Raw genomic sequence first — 18788 nt, forward strand, 5'->3', positions numbered from 1 at the left:
TACCTGAAATTCTAACATACTTCGTCAGCTATGACAACGGTTTTGGTAATTGTACACCATTTGTTCAAGTTTTTCTTTAATTTCTTGAACAAGGATCTCAGGCTGCTCTACCACAGCGTCCGGACCACAACTTAGAAAAAAGAGAGCCGCCCAAGAGATGAAGGAATGTCGGATTTTGGCATCAATTCTTCCCGTTCCATCCTCATGAACTGTCAAGGTTTTGCTTAACCAGACATCCGATTCACAGCGTTTGACCCCACCGCGGGTTAGTTGGACGACAAACGGGAGAAGCTCCCCCTCTTGCCCATCGCCTTTTAGGAACTGTTGAATCGTATATTTGGTGATCTCTTTTCTTGGCTTTTGCTTGTCTGTCGAATATAAACCCTTTATCCTATCGACTCTAAAGAGACGTATCTCCTCCTCCTGAAAGCAATAGGCGGGACAATACCACAGTCCATTCATACTATAGACACCAATCGGCTGAATCTCTCTTTCGGTGTCCCTTGCTTTTGATTCATACTCAATCATAACGACTTGTTGTTTGACCGCATGCTGTACCAACTCGTTCAGAAAAGGAGCGGGTTGCTCATGATGAGGAACCCAAAAGGTTATTCTGTTTCTTAGCTCATTGATTTGTTCCTTCACCTCATGAGGCAAATAATGATAAAACTTAGCTAACGCCGAGATGGATTCAGATTGGAAAGGGAGAGAGGAGTAGTATTGGAGCGATTTAATGGCAAAAAACATAGCCACCGCTTCATCCTCTGAAAAAGAAATGGGAGGAAGCGTTCGCTCCTTTAGAATCTGGTAGCCTCCATTCGCTCCTACCTCGGAGTACAATGGAAGCCCAGCTTCGGAAAGCTCCTGTAAATCTCGTAAAATGGTTCGCTTAGAAACCTGAAATTCCTCCGCCAGCTCTCCCACCGTAAATTTTCGTTTCGTATTCATTCTAATCATCAGTTCAATCAGTCTTTTTGACTTAGACATGGAATCACCTACGGATCAAGATTCTTCCTTTCATTTTAGCACAGGCTGAGTCTAGAACGCTGGTTCATTGACTCCTTCTGACCAGCCCTATATAAGATTTGATAAATTGAATCCAATTCTTTCTCTTTCCATACAGGCTTTGCAGCAATTGAGCCAATAAAGGATACTTATCCTTGTATGGGAACCAAAACACCTCTGTTTTTCTTTTACCTGCATCCACAATAATGGCTTTTTCATGGCAAAAAATACGCAATCCCCCTTCACCATGATACCTGCCGATTCCGCTGAACTTCGCCCCTCCAAAAGGAAGAGCGTGATTGGCTACAGAAATAATCACATCATTAATCACCACACCTCCGCTTACCAATTGGGAGGCGACTCGTCTGGCTTTGCTAGATCAGAGCTCCAAACACTGGCATTCAAACCATAGATTGAATCATTGGCATAGCCTATCACTTCTTCCTCTGTGTCAAAGGGAATCACTGGAAGGAGAGGACCAAATGCTTCTTCCTGTACCACCTTCATCCCTTGCTCTACATTGGTTAAAAGCATAGGCTCTAGGAACATCCCTTTATCCGTTTTCCACTCCGTTGGTTTTTTCCCTGTTTCAAGCTGGGCTCCTCTCTTCAGTGCCTCCTCTAGCTGTTCCTTGACAATAGAGAGCTGACCCTCAAAAGTCATAGAGCCAATATCTGCATGGAGATCTGTTCCCTGCTTGAGCCTGTTGATTTCATCAATTAAAAGGCGAATAAAAGGTTGAGCTACTTTTCGATCCACATACAAGCGTTCAATAGACATACATACCTGACCGCTATTAGTGAATGCTCCCCACACTGCCGCCCGAGCCGCCCGGGCTAAGTTGGCATCGGCGAAGACAATCATCGGGTCCTTGCCTCCCAGCTCTAAGGTGGTCGGAATCAAGTCCTTGGCGGCTTGCGCTTGAATGATCTGACCTGTGCGCACCGAGCCAGTAAAAAAGATATAATCTGGTTTTCCCGCCGTTAGAGCAGCCCCTAATTCTTTTCCACCGTGAGCTACCTGGACAACCCCTGCTGGCATCCCCGATCGAATCAATACATCCTCGATACATTTTCCTACTAAGGGAGTCACCTCAGAGGCTTTAGAATCACTGTATTCCCACTGACTAAGGCACTGATCACAGGAACCATCGCCAATTGGAAAGGGAAGTTCCAAGGCGAAATGACTAGAACAACTCCCCTCGGCATATATTCTACATACGATTTTCGCCCAATCAGCATCAGAGGTGTCTTGACCTTCTGGGGGGCTAAATTCTTTTTGGCATGCTTCAGCAGATGATCAAGAGCATCGAGAACAGGATAAATGTCTGCCACGAGGGCTTCCACCTTGACCTTTCCCGTATCCTCTGCAACGATGTGGGCAAGCTCCTCCATATGGTCTGAGATATCGTTCTTTACTCGTCGCAGATGATCAAGCCTTTGTTCAATAGAGTATTGTGACCATATTTGAAAGGCATTTTTCGCCTTCACATAGATATCCTCTACTTGCTCTATGCTCGTTTCTTCTATATGTCCAATGACTTCACCTGTTGCAGGTCCGATCACTTCCCATTTCTTTTGTTGAATATCTGTCATTCTTTCCAGTCCCCCTTAATGGATGTGAATCTGTTTTGTTTGATCATGCTTGTTCTCTAGGTAATACTGGACAATGGGGGTCAGGACTTGCTTAAAATCTGGACAAGCAATTCCCGAACCTTTTAAATCCTCCTGAGCTTGTGTCGAGTCATAGATGGCTTGGCAAGTAAAATAATCCATAGACTCTTGTTCGACACCTGCCCATTTCCTCAGTGGTGCATAGCGTAACATCCTCTTGACCAGCGAAACAGGAATCATCCCTCTTGGCTTCCTCCCTAGCTGTTCTTCTAATATAAAACGGTACACCTCTTTCATTGTATAGGGTCTGGGGTCTGTTAAATGATAGGTTTGCCCCACCCCTTTTGATTCGTGAGCTAAATAAACCGTTGCTTGAATAATATAATCGACAGGGACAAAATTCCCTTGTGCAGCCCCAGCACCGACATAAGGGATGAGAGGAAGGAATTTTAATTTATCAAAGAAATTCATCATAAAATAGGGACCATCAAATTTAATGGTTTCACCTGTCTGTGAGTGTCCTACTACGATACCTGGACGTATGATGGTGGTGGGAACCGTCCTTTTTACCTTTTCCACCAGCACCTCCGCTTCATACTTGGTGCGTTCATAGTGATTCTTAAAGGATTGTTGTTTCTCTAGTTCTGTTTCTAAGATCAGACCTTCTCTTTTTCCGGCAACATACGCCGTACTAAAATAAACATACCTCTCAAGCTTTTCTAGCTGACCTACCCATTGATTCACATGAGAAGTACCGCCCACATTCACCAGCTCCGCCCTTCTTTCTTCGACGGCTAAATCATAAATCGCTGCCAAATGAAAAACATGGGTCACTTCTCTTTGCAGTTCTTCAACAACAGAAGTAGCTAAAGCGAGGTGTTCCTGAGTAATATCCCCTTCAATCAGTACATCTTCCTTGGAGCTGTGAATCCATTTCGTAGAGTCTTTCCAGCTCCTGCTGTGCCTTAGACACCAGCTTCGGTAGAACCAAAACATACACATGCTTCAGAGGTCGCTTCTGTCGCAGAATCTCCTTTATTAACTGTGTAGCAATAAATCCCGGAAATCCGGTAAAAAAATAGACATTCCCCATTCCATCCTCCCCTTCCTACCTGACAATAAGATTCTCCTTATCTTGTCAATGGATCAACCTAGCATATAACTGACACGTCAGTCAGTTAGCGGTTCAAAAATAGACACTCTTAGCTTAGTGTCTATCTTCTTTCTCTTTGTTCTGTCACTATTTGTTTTGCAAAATCATCATGATCAGGACATCCGCCAGCCGTTCGATATACCCTTCATCTGCTTTGCGCACGATAAACCACTCATAGGCTAGGTGCTGAATCATGGCATACATAGAGAAGGTTGCCATATCTAATTGCTCCTCTGTCATGCTTATATACGGTTCAAAGTGTTGAATATTAGCACGGATATATTCTCTAATCGCATCATCATATCTTAGACAAGCAAGCTTGATCTGATCTGTTTCATGCTTGAAATTCATCGTGAGCTTCGCTACTTCCTGATGCTCACAAAAAATCCGTAAGCCATTCTGAATCATTTGTTTAAATCGGCTGCTGGGTTCTAATTGGGCAAGTTCAGCCGAGAGCTTCTCGATTTCTGCTACAATATCAGTTAGAAAGGCTTCAATTAAGCGGATAAAAATATCCTCTTTACTCGTAAAATAGAGATAAAATGTACCCTGCGAGAGGTTACTATTTTGTACAATATCTGAAACACGTGTTGAATGATAGCCCTTAGCGCTGAAAATGCTTAGCGCCGATTCAAGTAATACCTCTTCTGTTGGTTTCATGGGTTCAACTCCTACACATCCTAAAAAGAAATAAGCCACTTATAACTGACACGTCAGTCAGTTATGTTTGCCCTTATTCTACTGGATTACATGCCCTTCTGTCAAACCTTCTTCATAAAAGCAGACTTCCATCAGATGGATTTTTTACTCCAACTGATGGTTAGTATCGCCTGAAGATACCTTTTTATTTACGAGTTACGTCTTTTGAGGAGGTCTAAATTTTGATACAAAAGGGTTGTCACGAACCCAGAAGCGCCATGGATAATCTCTGGCTTCCCCACTATTTTCAATACCGATTCTGGGACCTGTCAAAACTGCTTCAGGTGGTGCTCCCTCCGCAATATATAAGGGCGGGATAGAAAAGCTTCTGCCATAGTCAGACATATCAATTCCCAATGCCTTCGTCAGTTTTCCAGGACCATTGGTTAATTCCTGTTCCTTCTTCTTCTCCCCACGCCGCTGATACATTAGCTCAAGACCATAATAGGGCTCAACAGCTCGAATAAGGACTGCCTCAGGATGATCTTCTTTCCCGCTGACTACATTAACTAGACAATGAGTATGCATAACATACGTGTACACATATCCCGCAGGACCAAACATAATCTCAGTCCTCTTGGTCCGTCGATTGCCATAGCTATGAGCCGCCCGGTCACCTGGACCAATATAGGCTTCTGTTTCAACAATCCTCCCTGCTGCAATGCCTTCTTCCGTTTCCTTGACCAATAGCTTACCGAGTAAAGCTCTTGCCAAATCAAGGGTAGGTAGTTGAAAGAGAGATCGATCCACGATCTGTTCTATTAATGAAAAAGAGTGGTTCATACCGATTTTCCTCCATGTTTCTACAAAAAATTAAGGGAATTTGTCAAAATATATATTCTTTAAGAGGATATTGTAACTATTTGTAGAATATATAGTTTTTGGACAAACATTTTAAGACAAAATAGGAGTGATCACGTGAAAAAGAGCTTAGTATTATTTACCATTATCTGCTTAATCTTAACGATACAACCTAATCTAGCAGATGCCAATTCTAACATTAAGATTCAAATCAATGGGGAAGTACAGTCATTCAGCGGTATGGCTATGAATGGAAGAACGTTGGTTCCACTTCGAGGAATTTTTGAAAAATTAGAAGCTGAAGTGGAATGGAAGTCAGACGTTCAACAAGTTATTGCTGCTAATGAATATATGTTTATCAACCTTCGAATCGGTTCTAAGGTGGCTAGAATTTCAAACGGAGAGCATGAAATTCCTGTTGTATTAGACCAACCTGCTATTATCTCGAAAGGAAGCACAATGGTTCCTCTTCGCTTTATTAGTGAAGCTTTAGGCGCACAAGTATTATGGGATTCCCCAACTAAGACAGTAAGCATTACATATAATGATGAGCTTGGTGAAAAAGCCGCCGATAGAATCACAGAATTGGCAGCTACAGCCCCAGACTATACCAACCCAGCAGAGCTGAAAAAATTCATGGAGAACAACTACAATTCAGCAAAAACATCAGTCAAAACGTATTCTCTGTCCAACTATAAGGTCGAACAAAAAGATGGAAAAATCTTAATTAAAGCCGATTTTTCTGATGTAAGAAGCTACAAAAATAACTTTAACAAAAATGTTCCTGATTTAAAAGTATGGTGTGAAGAAGTAGGAATGACTCTAAATCTATTACTGCCTGATGAGAGTATTTCCTTTACTGTGAACGATGGCAGCAATGTGTTAATGAAAATCGATGTTGGCTTTATGATTTTCTATGAAATCAGACCATAATATGACTTTCGTATGATTGAACAGTCACAAGAAATATTTTACAATCTAAGATAGACTGAAGTGCCTAGTAGCCCTTGTCAACAAGGGCTATTTTTTTATCCCGTTGCACTTGTTAGAAAGGGGGTCCAAAATGCTAAATCGATCAAAAAAAAGGAACGTATTCTTATTATCTCTGGTTCTCTTGCTGCTAATCTTCTCTGTCAGCTTTTTTTATCTGAAAAAACACCCTCCTCTAGTTCATTCTTCATCTGGATTGCACTTAAATGGAAGCTCTTTTGCCCTACTAGAAAACGAAGGTTCTTATAACATAAAAATAACGAACGTGCTCATCAATGGAACGACTAAAGAGGTGAACTTATGTAGGAGTCATATTAACGGGGTTCCCGATTTAGATCAATTCGAATGCCAATCCGCTATTGGATCGTCAATCGAGCCTGCGCTGACTGATAAAGAGCTAGAAGAATATTATAGTGATCCCAAGAACAACATAGACCCTGAAAAGCAAAAGTATTATGATTTCACTTATGATCAAAAGCCTTTCTATTCATTATGGCACTCAGAAAAGGACGTACACAGCATCACTATTTATTATCAATATCTAGGAATTAATCATGAATGGACACGGGAATTTGATGCCGATTCAGAAAAATAATAGAGACTACATATTTATTTTACCACCCCACCTTTTCGTATTATGATGGACATAGAATGAAATAGCTAAAGGAGATGGAACTGTAATGAAAGAAGAACTTATAAACAGACTGGTTTCTTATGTAAAGGTAAACACCGAATCAGATGATAACAGCGCAACCTGCCCATCAACGCCAGGTCAGCTCAACCTAGCTAGACAATTGGTGGAAGAATTAAAAGAGATGGGGATGCAAGAAGTGTCCTTAGATGAAAACGGTTACGTGATGGCTACACTCCCCGCCAATACGAACAAAGAAGTCCCTACTATTGGGTTCTTAGCTCATATGGATACCTCCAGCGATTTTACTGGAGAGAATGTACAGCCTCAAATCGTTGAAAACTATGATGGAAAAGATATCATTTTAAATCAAGAGCAGAACATTATTCTTTCTCCCCAAGACTTCCCTGAATTAGTGCAATATCAAGGGCATACTCTGATCACTACAGATGGAACCACCCTGCTGGGAGCAGATAACAAAGCAGGGATTACAGAGATTATGACAGCCATGAACTACCTGATTCAGCATCCTGAGATTAAACACGGAAAAATACGGGTCGGTTTTACACCCGACGAGGAAATCGGAAGAGGAGCGCATAAATTTGATGTAACTGCCTTTGGTGCCGATTTTGCTTACACCATGGATGGTGGGCCTCTTGGTGAGCTTCAATATGAAAGCTTTAATGCTGCTGAAGCCAAAATAACCTTTAAAGGAAAAAATGTGCACCCTGGAACGGCGAAGGATAAGATGATTAACTCTGCCAAAATCGCCATGGAGTTTAATCAAAAGCTTCCTGTTGAGGAGGCTCCCGAAACGACAGAAGGCTATGAAGGATTCTATCATCTTATTTCTATACAGGGGGATGTGGAAGAAACCAAGCTTCATTATATTATTAGAGATTTTGACAGACAGGCATTTGAAGCTCGCAAAGAATATGTCACCCAAGTCGTTCAGGAACTACAAAAAAAATATAACAAAGCTACCATTTTGCTTGAATTAAAAGACCAATATTATAACATGAGAGAAAAAATTGAGCCTGTCAAAGAAATTGTAGATATCGCCTTCCAAGCGATGAAAAATCTGGACATCACTCCAGAAGTATACCCTATTCGCGGAGGAACTGACGGCTCTCAGCTTTCTTATATGGGACTGCCCACACCTAATATTTTTACAGGCGGCGAAAACTACCACGGCAGATACGAATATGTATCCGTAGACAATATGCTAAAAGCCACTCAGGTGATCATTGAAATCTGCCAATTAGTTGAACAAAGCAAATAAGATTCTAGGACTTTTTATCTCCTACCTATGTTATACTATTTCTAGATTTTACATAACTGGGAGGAGAACATGAGAAAATTAAGTACATCTTTATTTATTTTAGTACTAGCTTTATCTTTCATACTTAGCAGTACAACGGTTGGGGCTACATCCAAAGGACTAGATCTTAATGGGGATTGGAGAGCAATAACCGTAGACAATACGTTTGTCGAGTTAACGCTTCAACAAAAGGGATCTGACGTTACAGGAACCTACTATGCCACGTATCGAAACGACACGTATGCTATTCCTGTCAAAGGGAAGGTTTCAGGAAGCAAAGCCAATCTATATTTAGTTTATGATACCCCTGAATTAGTAAAAGCAAGTGGCGTTTCAAACTTACCTGATCGAATTGTGAAGCAAATTGTTGGTATTCGAAGCCTTCTTGCCTTTGATTTTGGAGTTAGCGAAGACGAAGCGCAGGGAGAGTTCTTAGGCTGGTATATTGAATGGTCTGGAAGCTCCGTAAAAAAATATGAAGGTGGATCAGACTATGCCCGTAAGAACAATCCACCAACAAAGCTTACTCTGACTCGTATTTTTGAAATGGCTCATGTTGTTTTAGATGGAGATTATCTTGTGTTTGATCAACCTGCCATTATTAAAAATAATAGTACGATGGTACCGTTGCGTGCTATTTTTGAAGAATTGGGAGCCACTATTGAATGGAATGCAGCTGAAAAAACAGTCGTTGCCGTCAAAGACGACCGCCACATCTCCTTAAAAATAGGGGATTCTACCGCCATGATAAATGGGGAAAAAATTCAATTATCTACCCCAGCTCAAATCATTGGAGGTCGAACCCTCGTCCCTCTTCGCTTTGTGAGTGAAGCATTGGGAGCAAAAGTAAGCTGGGATGGAGCCACCAAAACAGTTTACATTGCTAGCGAATAATGATGTACAAAAAAAAAACGAATCGGTCATCGATTCGTCAAGCTGTCGAGAAACCCCTCGACAGCTTTTTACTTTACTTTTCTTTTCTTTTTTACAGGAGCCATTTTGATACTATCATTCTCACTAACCCGTTTTGTGGAAGTTTAAACTCCCAAACGCAACCAAGCATAATGGATCATCTCTAGGATCTCCATATCTCTTGTTTTTTTATCTGGTGCACCCATAGCAATAGCAAGGACTCGGTGCTTCCCTCTGGTTGCTGTCGCTGAAAGGCACGCTTTCGCCCGTGGAGTATACCCTGTTTTCAAACCATCAATCTCTGGATGATCCTCTAGCAATTTGTTTGTATTGATCAATTCGACTGACTCAACACTGTTTTGTTTAATCACTGTTTTCTTCATTTTGGAGTATCTTAATATCGTATGATGAGCAAGGAGGGCTTTAGACAGGATTGCCATATCGAAGGCAGACGAATAACTTCCCCCTCGATCTAATCCCGTAGGGTTGGCAAAAAACGTGTTCTTCAATCCCATTCTTTTACCCTTTCTTCTCATAAAAGAAACAAATCTCTTTTCACTTCCTGCAATATACTCTGCCATAGCCACGGAGGCATTATTTGCTGATGAGATTACAATTGCTTTAATGAGATCCTCTACCGTCACCTCTTCTCCGCTTTGGAAACAAGCTGTTGATCCTTTAATAGAGGCGGCGTACGGACTGATCGTCACTTTATCCGAAAGGGTGAATGCTCCCTTCTTCATCTTGTCAAAAATAATTAACAGCGTCATGATTTTGGTCAAGCTCGCTTGAGGAACTCTTTCATTCATCTTTTTTTCAAATAAAATTTCTCCTGTGGTCACATTCATGACTACCGCAGAGGTAGCACTTTTCGCTAAAGGGTGAACTGCTTTCATCGTCCCCACCTTTCTTCATCTTTGTCCTTTTACTCTTACAATATGTAGAAAAGGGAGAGCCTGTATAGGAGAAGCATCTTGTTCATGCAATAAAAGGCGAAAGAAAAAACCCATATTTCTATGGGCTTTTTCGTCACTGCTTTGTTATTGTTTGAAGGTTGCAATATAGGAGAAAACAAACTTCTCTTGCTTAAATAAAGTAGCATAATTCGATACATCAATTTCCGCTCGACTATCGACTAAATAGAAATTAACCTGCTTTTCTAGCTCCTCTGGGCTTTCCGCAATAAAAACCCTCACAGGATTAATTTGTTTATTGGTACTATACTGAATCAATGCTGTATAGTAAATACCAAGTTCCCCACTATCCATGACATCATAAAGAATATCCGTAATCCCAAAATCATTTTGCTGAAAAAAATCATTTATTTTCATTTCTAATTCCTGAGGATCTTGTGCAAAAAAACCTTTCGTCCATTTCATGTATAGTCCCCCTATTTAGACAATAGCCTTATTCTGTCCATTATACTATATCTTTAATAGGCAATCATTAGTCAATATTATACACGTTCCCTTCTTATCTTGTATGATTTAGATTGTGTATTCTTCCTGTAAAAAAACCTTCATATCTTTAGGGTTCACAAATACTTTTTCTCCTGCTTGGAGCTTCAACGCTCTAAACTCTTCCTTGCTTAATTCAGCTTCAATAAATTCCTTCGTATCCGTTCGAGATAATTCAAGATGAACAATGGGTCCTACAGAGCGTATATGTTCAATTCTAGCTGGAAATGCTTGACCTTCATTTTTAGCTCGCTCTATTTTGATATTATGCGGTCGAGCAAAAGCAACAACCTGTGATTCTACCATTTTCTTATCATCTGTAGCTTCCAATATAACATCACCAAAAGTCATCTTCCCTTGTTGGATTCGCCCTTGAAAGAGATTTACATTCCCTAAAAAGTGATACACAAAGGGATTAGCTGGATAATCATAAACTTCTTCCGGCGTTCCGATTTGTTCAATTCCCCCATTATTCATAACTACAATACGATCTGCGACATCTAAGGCTTCTTCCTGATCATGTGTGACAAATACACTTGTAATAGGGATTTCATTGTGTAGCTGGCGTAACCAACGTCGAAGATCTTTACGAACCTTGGCGTCTAACGCTCCAAATGGTTCATCTAATAAGAGAACTTTTGGTTCTACCGCCAACGCACGAGCCAAAGCAACACGCTGTCGTTGTCCACCAGAAAGCTGGGTAGGATAGCGATCGCTGAACGATTCTAGCTTAACTAGCTTAAGCAATTCAAATACCTTTTCACGTATTTTTTCTTTAGAAGGTCTTTCCTTCCTAGGGCGAACCTTCAAACCAAAAGCGATATTATCAAAGACCGTCATATGCCGAAAGAGAGCATAGTGTTGGAACACAAAGCCGACATTTCTTTCTTTTACATGGCTATCAGTCATGTTTTTCTGATCCAAATAAATGCTTCCTTGATCAGCTTGTTCCAAACCAGCAATAATGCGAAGCAATGTTGTTTTTCCAGACCCAGAAGGCCCGAGTAGAGCCACAAGCTCTCCAGTAGGAATGGTTAAATCAATATTATTTAACGCTTGATATGAGCCAAAGCTCTTAGAAATTTGTTTAATCTGTATACTCAATTTAATTCCCTCCTATCATTGAGCTCTTTGAGTCTATACTTCCTCGATTTGCTTTCCATTCCACAATATTTTTCAGTAATAGGGTGACTAATGCTACTATTGACATTAAAGAAGCAACAGCAAAGGCGGCTGTAAATTGATATTCATTATAGAGAATTTCAATATGCAGAGGAACTGTATTTGTCATACCACGAATATGTCCTGAAACAACGGAAACAGCTCCAAATTCACCAATTGCCCGAGCACTACAAAGGATGACCCCGTATAGCAATCCCCACTTAATATTTGGTAAAGTAACAAGCCAAAACGTCTGCCATCCATTTGCACCAAGAGTGAGTGCAGCCTCTTCGTCCGTTGTACCTTGGGATTGCATCAAAGGAATTAATTCTTTAGCAATGAAAGGGAGAGTGACAAACATCGTAGCTAGGACAATACCAGGAGTGGCATAGATAATCTTGATATCCCAATTGACTAATAATGGTCCCAAAAAGCCTTGTGCTCCGAACATAAGAACAAAAATTAGACCCGCAATAACGGGTGATACAGCAAAAGGAAGGTCGATCAAGGTAATAAGAATATTTTTTCCTTTAAAATTGAATTTGGCGATCGACCAAGCTGCTGCTAAACCAAAAAGGATATTCAACGGTACAGTGATCAGCACGACCCATAAAGTTAAGGAAATAGCCTTCCAAGCATATGGATCAATAATAGAAGCTAAATAGACCGCGATTCCTTGTTCAAATGCTTTAACAAAAATCGCTACAAGTGGAATAACCAGAAATACCCCCAAAAAGAGTAAAGCAATTGACACCAAGAGCCATTTTACTAGTGAAGCTTCACCTGTTTTTCTTATGGGAGACCATTCCGTAGGGAGGTGTTGCAATGGATTATTTCCAGACATTATTCATTCCTCTTTTCTATCTATGATCATAACGATGCCGACTCCACCATTGAAGAAGGTTAATACATAAGAGTATTACAAAAGAAATGCTGAGCATAACAGCAGCAATAGCCGTTGCTCCTGCATAATCATATTGTTCTAGCTTAGTAAAAATGAGTAAAGGAGCTATTTCCGTACGCAGTGGCATATTTCCAGAGATGAAAACAACAGAACCATACTCTCCTAAGGCTCTAGCAAAAGCTAAAGAAAAGCCCGTTAATAAAGCTGGGATCACCTCTGGCATTATCACTTTACAAAAGATTTGCAACCGATTAGCTCCTAGGCTCGTTGCTGCTTCTTCATATTCTTTATCCAAACTCTGCAGAACGGGTTGAACCATCCGTACCACAAAAGGTAACCCAATAAAGGTAAGAGCTATAATAATTCCAAGAGGAGTGTAAGCAACCTTTATACCGAGCGGTTCTAATAACTGACCTATCCACCCATTACTTGAATATAAAGCTGTTAACGAGATGCCCGCCACCGCAGTAGGTAACGCAAATGGAAGATCGACAAGAGCATCTACCAAGCGTTTTCCTGGGAATTGATAACGCACAAGCACCCAAGCGATGAGTAAGCCAAAGATGGCATTCATCACCGCCGCTGCCGCCGCAGTACCAAAGCTTAATTTGTAGGAGGCTACAACTCTCGGATTAGTTACAGTCTGCAAAAAGTCATTCCAGCCCATTGTAGAGGTTTTTAAAAAGACCAACGATATTGGAATAAGAATCATTAATCCTATAAATAACAACGTAAACCCTAATGTTAATCCAAACCCTGGCAAAATATGATGTTGTTTTAGTTTCATGGAAGATATTCTGCTCAATACGCTCACTTCTTTCTAAATATAAATGTGACCTGTATCCCTACGTTACTCATTCTCTATGGAGTGTATATCTGGTCAAAAACTCCTCCATCATTGAAATGTTTTTCTTGGGCTTCTTGCCATCCTCCAAATTTTTCGTCAATTGTAAAAAGCTGAACCTGTGGGAATACATCCTTATATTTCGCCGCTACCTTTTCATTTCTAGGCCGATAATAATGCTTGGCAATGATTTCTTGCGCTTCTTCTGTATACAAATGGGCTAAATAGGCTTCTGCTACTTCCCGCGTTCCTTTTTTATCTACGTTTTTGTCTACCACAGTCACGGGTGGTTCTGTAAGAATACTCAACGATGGAACAACGATTTCAAATTGGTCTTCCCCTAATTCATTGATTGCTAGGAAAGCTTCATTCTCCCAGGATAACAGGACATCTCCAATCCCACGTTCCACAAAAGTAGTCGTAGACCCTCTAGCACCTGCATCTAGAACAGGAACATTTTGATAGAGCTGACTGACAAATTTCTTTGCTTGCTCCTCATCCTGATTATTTTTTTCTAATGCATACCCCCATGCAGCAAGGTAATTCCATCGAGCTCCTCCAGAAGTTTTTGGATTGGGTGTAATGACCTCCACATCATTTCTAATTAAATCCTCCCAATCTTTAATATTTTTGGGGTTTCCTTTTCTTACTAAAAAAACAATGGTGGAGGTATAAGGGGTAGATTGATGATCCAAACGACTTTGCCAATCAACAGGAATAAGATTGGCTACTTTGTGCATTTGGTCAATATCATAGGCTAAAGCCAGAGTCACCACATCAGCTTCTAATCCATCAATGACAGCGCGAGCTTGACTTCCAGCGCCACCATGTGATTGCTGAATGGTCACCTGTTGCCCTTTTAATTCCTGCCAATACTGAATAAATAAGTTATTATATTCCTTATATAGCTCTCTCGTAGGGTCATACGACACATTTAAGAGCGTGATTTCATTTGAACTGGATGATCCAGATTGTGTTGAATCTGTTACACATCCGCTCAATATCATCAGAACCACTATCAATATCAATACAACTCTTTTTCTTATCTTATTCTTCATTGTTAATACTCCCCTTTGCTTAAATATATAAACTTATTCAGTAAAAAAGGCTCCTATCCCATAAACAAGTAGAATCATAATGGTTGGATCATTGATTCTTTCTCATTTATAGAAAGGAGCCTCCAGTTATCTGGTCGGCAACCGCCATATCTTATCTCTATCAGTGATGAAGAAAAATATCTTATAGTAGAACACACTACGACTTCTTCCTTTCCTCCCTTGCATTAGTACTAGCTGTTTGATTCTTGACAGGACGATTTTTTACTGATGGAAAACGCAGCTTTTCAATTCGTTCAATTTGAGTTATCTGTGAATCATGGACAGTGATTTGGATAGATCCATATTCCAATCCTTCTAACGACTGGAGAATATGCTCTACTACTTCTTTATTTCGCTTCTGCTCAAACAAGATACTCTCTCCTCTATAAATTTTCTATTCGTCCTTTTAGTAAATCATCAAGAGTGGTTTTTTCTAACACCTTTGCAATCGTGTCACGAACCAAGACCCAAAGCGGCTTTAACAAACAGCTTCCTTCAAGTCCACAGGGTTCATAAGCCGTTACACTTGCACAGCTCATGGGAGACAACGGTCCCTCTAATTGTCGGATCACCTCACCTATGACTATTTGCTCAGGAGATAATACTAACTTATATCCTCCTTGAACCCCTCGCTTACTTTCTACATAGTTCAGTTTTTTTAACTGTAAAAGAATTTGTTCTAAGTACTTAATAGTGACAAGCGTTTTCTCTGAAATTTCACTTATAGATAGAATGTACCCAGATTGCTGCCCTAAAACTAATAGCGCACGTAAGGCATATTCTCCTCTGCTTGAAATTTTCACTAGTCTAACCTCCCCTTTTTAAACCCCAGTCATTCAGTAGACTTTTAAACAAAGAAACACTTAGGATATTGAATATAAATTTCATTTTATTCACATTATTCCTATTTGTCAACTATGAATTATATGTTTTATACCCTTCATTTTATCGATTTTTTCTACATTTTAGACCAGGACACGGTTCGAACGTTAAGTGCATATTGGAAACGGTAATCAAAATATAAGGCTGCCTATTTATGCCCTTTATTACTATAATTTCGACCTGCCATCGATAGGATGTCTTACCTTTTTCGAGGCTTTCTTCCATTTTATTTGTGAAAAAATTATGGTTGTCCGTTCTATAACTTAGTAGCATCAATAAGCCAAACAAAAGTGTTTAATCTTTTGAACTGAACAAAAAATCCATGAGTATTAAATATCTTTTCTAAAGTAGGGATCGTTGTATAATATTCAGTTTCTAAATCTTGTGCTAGGTTAAAAAATCCTTTATCTTTAGCGGCAGCAATATACTTTTGTTTATGCACTTCATCTATAAAAACAGTATCGGCAAAAACTACCTTTCCTCCCTTTGAAAGTAAAGAGCTATACTTAGAGATTGCTTCAGCTTTCTCTGCATCTGTCAAATGATGAAAAGCATACGTGCTAACAAATGCATCCATAGGCTCTTTCGTATAAAAAGTAATAAAATCCCCATTGAATAAAGAAACCTCTTCTGATAGTTTTTCTTTTGCCTTTCTCATCATAGAAGACGATGGTTCAAATCCAGTTACATGGTAGCCTTTATCTAATAACTTCTGTGTTAAGTTCCCAGTCCCAACTCCAAATTCAACTACATGTCCAGACACGAATTCACAAACTGTATCGAGGATCATCTCGTAATTTGAAAATACTTCTTTATATTCAAAATCTTTACCCGTTACCGATTCATCATATACCTCTGCCCAATTATCAAAAAGCTCCACAAATTCAAGGCCCATATGTTAAATCACTCCTTACAACATTTAATCAAACAAAACCTATGAGTATAGTATGTTAAAAATAAAATTATCGCAACTAAATCATTTTATTTTTTCTAAACTAGAAAATTGCAATGAGTAAACATATATCCAAGCAAATTATTATAGTGATTAAATAATTGACAAATACAATAATAAATCATACTATGCAAATAGGAATAATCAACTTTAAACTTCAAAGAGAATAAAAAACGATTAATTAAAAAATGATCACAATATGAAGATGTCTTGTTTTCAGCTGAGGTACCAACATGTAATGAAGTTCAATGTGAATGTTCTAAAAATTAGAGGTGTTGCCTAATGAAGTATTACAATAATATAAAAGAGTTAATCGGATGTACTCCACTCGTAAAAATTAATCATTTTGAGATACCAAATAAAGTGAATCTATTTGCCAAACTAGAATATTTTAACCCAGGTGGTAGTGTAAAAGATCGTTTAGGGAAAAAGTTGATTCAAACAGCAATCGAAAACGGGCATCTTGTTGAAGATGGAATTGTCATAGAACCGACAGCTGGAAATACAGGAATTGGTTTGGCTTTAGCTGCAGTTGGTACGAAGATTAAAGTAATTTGTGTGGTACCTCAAAAATTTAGCATGGAAAAGCAAGCTCTAATAAAAGCTTTAGGTGCAACGGTAATCAATACTCCGACCGAAGAGGGAATGGAAGGCGCGATTAGGAAAGCAAAGGAATTATTACAGGAGCTACCTAAATCGTATAGCCCCCAGCAATTTAGTAATTACAATAATCCTAAAACATATTTTGAAACATTAGCCCCAGAACTTTACGAAAGCTTGGATGGCAAAATTGACGTTTTCGTGGCCGGTGCTGGAACTGGTGGTACGTTCATGGGATGCGCACAATATTTAAAGATGAAAAATTTACAAATAAAAACAGTAATTGTGCAACCAGAAGGCTCAATTTTAAATGGTGGATTGTCAGGACCTCATAGGACAGAAGGAATTGGATTGGAATTTTTGCCAGAGTACATGGATACTTCCTACTTCGACCAAATTCATACGATTTTAGATGAGGATGCATTTAAGCGTGTACAAGAATTAGCTTTACTTGAAGGACTGTTAGTCGGAAGTTCATCAGGAGCTGCGTTTGAAGCTGCAATAAGAGAGGCGAGTATTGCTCGGCCGGGTACAAATATTGTGACAGTTTTTCCTGATAGTAGTGAACGTTATTTAAGTAAATTTATTTATGAGGGTGAGAATAAATGAGAAAAAAACTCAGATGATTCATGGTGGTATTTCAAGAGATGAACATACAGGAGCAGTGTCAATCCCGATTCACCACGCAAGTACATTTAAACAAGATGGAGTTGGTAATTTTGTCTACGAGTATGCAAGAACGGGAAATCCAACAAGACATGCCCTAGAAGAATTAATTAAGGATATTGAAGGTGGCTTCAAAGGCTATGCATTCGGTTCAGGAATGGCGGCTATTTCTGCTGTAATGAATTTATTCAAATCAGGAGACCATGTTATTCTAACAGATGATGTTTATGGTGGATCGTATCGTTTAATGACAAAAGTATTAACTAAGTACAATATCGAAGTTTCTTTTGTAGATACTAGTAACCTCGCAGTTGTCGAAGCTGCAATAAAAGAAAATACAAAAGCAATCTATATTGAAACGCCGACAAACCCCTTACTAAAAATAACAGACTTAAAGAGCATTTCAAAGTTAACAAGGTCACACAACTTACTAATGATTGTCGACAATACTTTTAGTACTCCTTATTGGCAAAATCCAATTGAATTCGGAGCGGATATCGTTCTGCATAGTGCGACAAAGTACTTAGGGGGACATAGTGATGTTGTTGCTGGTTTAGTAGTCGTTAACTCAGAGTCTTTAGCAACCGACCTACATTTTATACAAAATTCTATTGGGGCAATACTCGGACCACAAGATAGCTGGCTATTAATTAGAGGCATAAAAACTTTAGCAATTCGTATGGAAGAGATTGAAGAAAATGCAAAAAAGGTTGCTAAATTCCTAGTAGAGCATTCACACGTATCAAAAGTTTACTACCCAGGTTTTGAAACTCATCAAGGACACTCGGTCCATAAGATTCAAGCGCGAGGCTTTGGAGGGATGATTTCTTTTGATGTAGGAAGTAATCACAAGGCTGAGGAAGTACTTAAAAAGGTAAAGTATTTTACATTGGCTGAAAGTCTAGGCGCTGTAGAAAGCCTAATTTCTCTCCCAGCTAAAATGACACATGCGTCTATTCCACGTGAAAGAAGATTAGAATTAGGAATTACCGACGGTTTAATTCGAATCTCAGTCGGTTTAGAAGATGTGGAAGATTTAATTGAGGACTTACATTTTGCGTTAGCTAAATAGTGATTGATTTATATTTGTTCACCACATA

At 39.5% G+C, this 18788-nt stretch carries 20 protein-coding genes and 1 pseudogene; 6 read left to right on the forward strand and 15 right to left on the reverse strand.

The genetic code is table 11. The features are described from left to right. Window positions 1-24 precede the first annotated feature (24 nt). The 6 genes and pseudogenes from JCM10596_RS10590 to JCM10596_RS10610 all read right to left on the reverse strand — a co-directional run bounded on the left by JCM10596_RS10590 (window position 25) and on the right by JCM10596_RS10610 (window position 5253). On the reverse strand, window positions 25-987 hold the full coding sequence (locus JCM10596_RS10590; protein ID WP_025027111.1) for a helix-turn-helix transcriptional regulator: 963 nt from the start codon (window positions 985-987) through the stop codon (window positions 25-27). A 64-nt stretch (window positions 988-1051) separates the two neighbouring features. Next, a pseudogene (locus JCM10596_RS31305) lies at window positions 1052-2600 on the reverse strand (aldehyde dehydrogenase family protein). 15 nt (window positions 2601-2615) lie between these two features. Continuing rightward, window positions 2616-3548, reverse strand: a complete 933-nt coding sequence (locus tag JCM10596_RS24940; protein ID WP_267879689.1) for an SDR family oxidoreductase — start codon at window positions 3546-3548, stop codon at window positions 2616-2618. Beyond that, complete coding sequence (locus tag JCM10596_RS31740) at window positions 3517-3711, reverse strand: SDR family oxidoreductase (protein WP_267879687.1); 195 nt, start codon at window positions 3709-3711, stop codon at window positions 3517-3519. The genes JCM10596_RS24940 and JCM10596_RS31740 overlap by 32 nt, the downstream gene beginning before the upstream one ends. A gap of 147 nt (window positions 3712-3858) precedes the next feature. Then, entirely contained in the window at window positions 3859-4431 is a 573-nt protein-coding gene (locus JCM10596_RS27770; RefSeq protein ID WP_025027112.1) for a TetR/AcrR family transcriptional regulator, read from the reverse strand. A 195-nt stretch (window positions 4432-4626) separates the two neighbouring features. Next, entirely contained in the window at window positions 4627-5253 is a 627-nt protein-coding gene (locus tag JCM10596_RS10610) for a DNA-3-methyladenine glycosylase (protein WP_034681126.1), read from the reverse strand. A gap of 135 nt (window positions 5254-5388) precedes the next feature. Between JCM10596_RS10610 and JCM10596_RS10615 the strand changes: the two genes are divergently transcribed. The 4 genes from JCM10596_RS10615 (at window position 5389) to JCM10596_RS27775 (ending at window position 9107) form a co-directional block, all read left to right on the forward strand. Continuing rightward, window positions 5389-6204: a copper amine oxidase N-terminal domain-containing protein gene (locus JCM10596_RS10615; RefSeq protein WP_025027114.1), complete on the forward strand. Its 816-nt coding sequence runs from the start codon at window positions 5389-5391 to the stop codon at window positions 6202-6204. Between the two features lie 130 nt (window positions 6205-6334). Continuing rightward, complete coding sequence (locus JCM10596_RS10620; protein ID WP_025027115.1) at window positions 6335-6856, forward strand: hypothetical protein; 522 nt, start codon at window positions 6335-6337, stop codon at window positions 6854-6856. Window positions 6857-6941: 85 nt separating this feature from the next. Then, window positions 6942-8174: a peptidase T gene (gene pepT, locus JCM10596_RS10625; RefSeq protein WP_025027116.1), complete on the forward strand. Its 1233-nt coding sequence runs from the start codon at window positions 6942-6944 to the stop codon at window positions 8172-8174. 69 nt (window positions 8175-8243) lie between these two features. Further along, window positions 8244-9107 (forward strand): stalk domain-containing protein, encoded by an 864-nt coding sequence (locus JCM10596_RS27775; RefSeq protein ID WP_025027117.1) that lies wholly within the window; start codon window positions 8244-8246, stop codon window positions 9105-9107. Between the two features lie 143 nt (window positions 9108-9250). On the opposite strand, the gene JCM10596_RS24955 is transcribed toward JCM10596_RS27775, so the two are convergent. From JCM10596_RS24955 to JCM10596_RS10675, 9 genes are all read right to left on the reverse strand, one after another. Then, on the reverse strand, window positions 9251-10021 hold the full coding sequence (locus tag JCM10596_RS24955; RefSeq protein WP_051541268.1) for a D-alanyl-D-alanine carboxypeptidase family protein: 771 nt from the start codon (window positions 10019-10021) through the stop codon (window positions 9251-9253). A gap of 144 nt (window positions 10022-10165) precedes the next feature. Further along, window positions 10166-10504, reverse strand: a complete 339-nt coding sequence (locus JCM10596_RS10640) for a hypothetical protein (RefSeq protein WP_025027118.1) — start codon at window positions 10502-10504, stop codon at window positions 10166-10168. A 108-nt stretch (window positions 10505-10612) separates the two neighbouring features. Next, entirely contained in the window at window positions 10613-11686 is a 1074-nt protein-coding gene (locus tag JCM10596_RS10645; RefSeq protein ID WP_025027119.1) for a sulfate/molybdate ABC transporter ATP-binding protein, read from the reverse strand. 1 nt (window position 11687) lies between these two features. After that, window positions 11688-12587: a sulfate ABC transporter permease subunit CysW gene (cysW, locus tag JCM10596_RS10650; RefSeq protein ID WP_025027120.1), complete on the reverse strand. Its 900-nt coding sequence runs from the start codon at window positions 12585-12587 to the stop codon at window positions 11688-11690. 16 nt (window positions 12588-12603) lie between these two features. Beyond that, the gene (gene cysT, locus JCM10596_RS10655) at window positions 12604-13434 is read right to left on the reverse strand and encodes a sulfate ABC transporter permease subunit CysT (protein ID WP_034681128.1); all 831 of its coding nucleotides are present in this window, start codon (window positions 13432-13434) and stop codon (window positions 12604-12606) included. 74 nt (window positions 13435-13508) lie between these two features. After that, on the reverse strand, window positions 13509-14549 hold the full coding sequence (locus tag JCM10596_RS10660; protein WP_025027122.1) for a sulfate ABC transporter substrate-binding protein: 1041 nt from the start codon (window positions 14547-14549) through the stop codon (window positions 13509-13511). 196 nt (window positions 14550-14745) lie between these two features. Beyond that, window positions 14746-14961, reverse strand: coding sequence for a YezD family protein (locus JCM10596_RS10665; protein WP_025027123.1), 216 nt, complete (start codon window positions 14959-14961; stop codon window positions 14746-14748). 10 nt (window positions 14962-14971) lie between these two features. Beyond that, on the reverse strand, window positions 14972-15391 hold the full coding sequence (locus JCM10596_RS10670) for an RrF2 family transcriptional regulator (protein WP_025027124.1): 420 nt from the start codon (window positions 15389-15391) through the stop codon (window positions 14972-14974). 335 nt (window positions 15392-15726) lie between these two features. Beyond that, window positions 15727-16365: a class I SAM-dependent DNA methyltransferase gene (locus tag JCM10596_RS10675; protein WP_025027125.1), complete on the reverse strand. Its 639-nt coding sequence runs from the start codon at window positions 16363-16365 to the stop codon at window positions 15727-15729. Between the two features lie 339 nt (window positions 16366-16704). Between JCM10596_RS10675 and JCM10596_RS10680 the strand changes: the two genes are divergently transcribed. Together JCM10596_RS10680 and JCM10596_RS10685 are read left to right on the forward strand one after the other, a co-directional pair. Further along, window positions 16705-17631: a PLP-dependent cysteine synthase family protein gene (locus JCM10596_RS10680; protein ID WP_025027126.1), complete on the forward strand. Its 927-nt coding sequence runs from the start codon at window positions 16705-16707 to the stop codon at window positions 17629-17631. Between the two features lie 13 nt (window positions 17632-17644). Continuing rightward, on the forward strand, window positions 17645-18760 hold the full coding sequence (locus JCM10596_RS10685; RefSeq protein WP_234410475.1) for a bifunctional cystathionine gamma-lyase/homocysteine desulfhydrase: 1116 nt from the start codon (window positions 17645-17647) through the stop codon (window positions 18758-18760). Window positions 18761-18788 lie beyond the last annotated feature (28 nt).

The sequence above is a fragment of the Caldalkalibacillus mannanilyticus JCM 10596 genome (assembly GCF_000615945.1).
Classification (GTDB): Bacteria; Bacillota; Bacilli; order Caldalkalibacillales; family JCM-10596; genus Bacillus_AT; species Bacillus_AT mannanilyticus.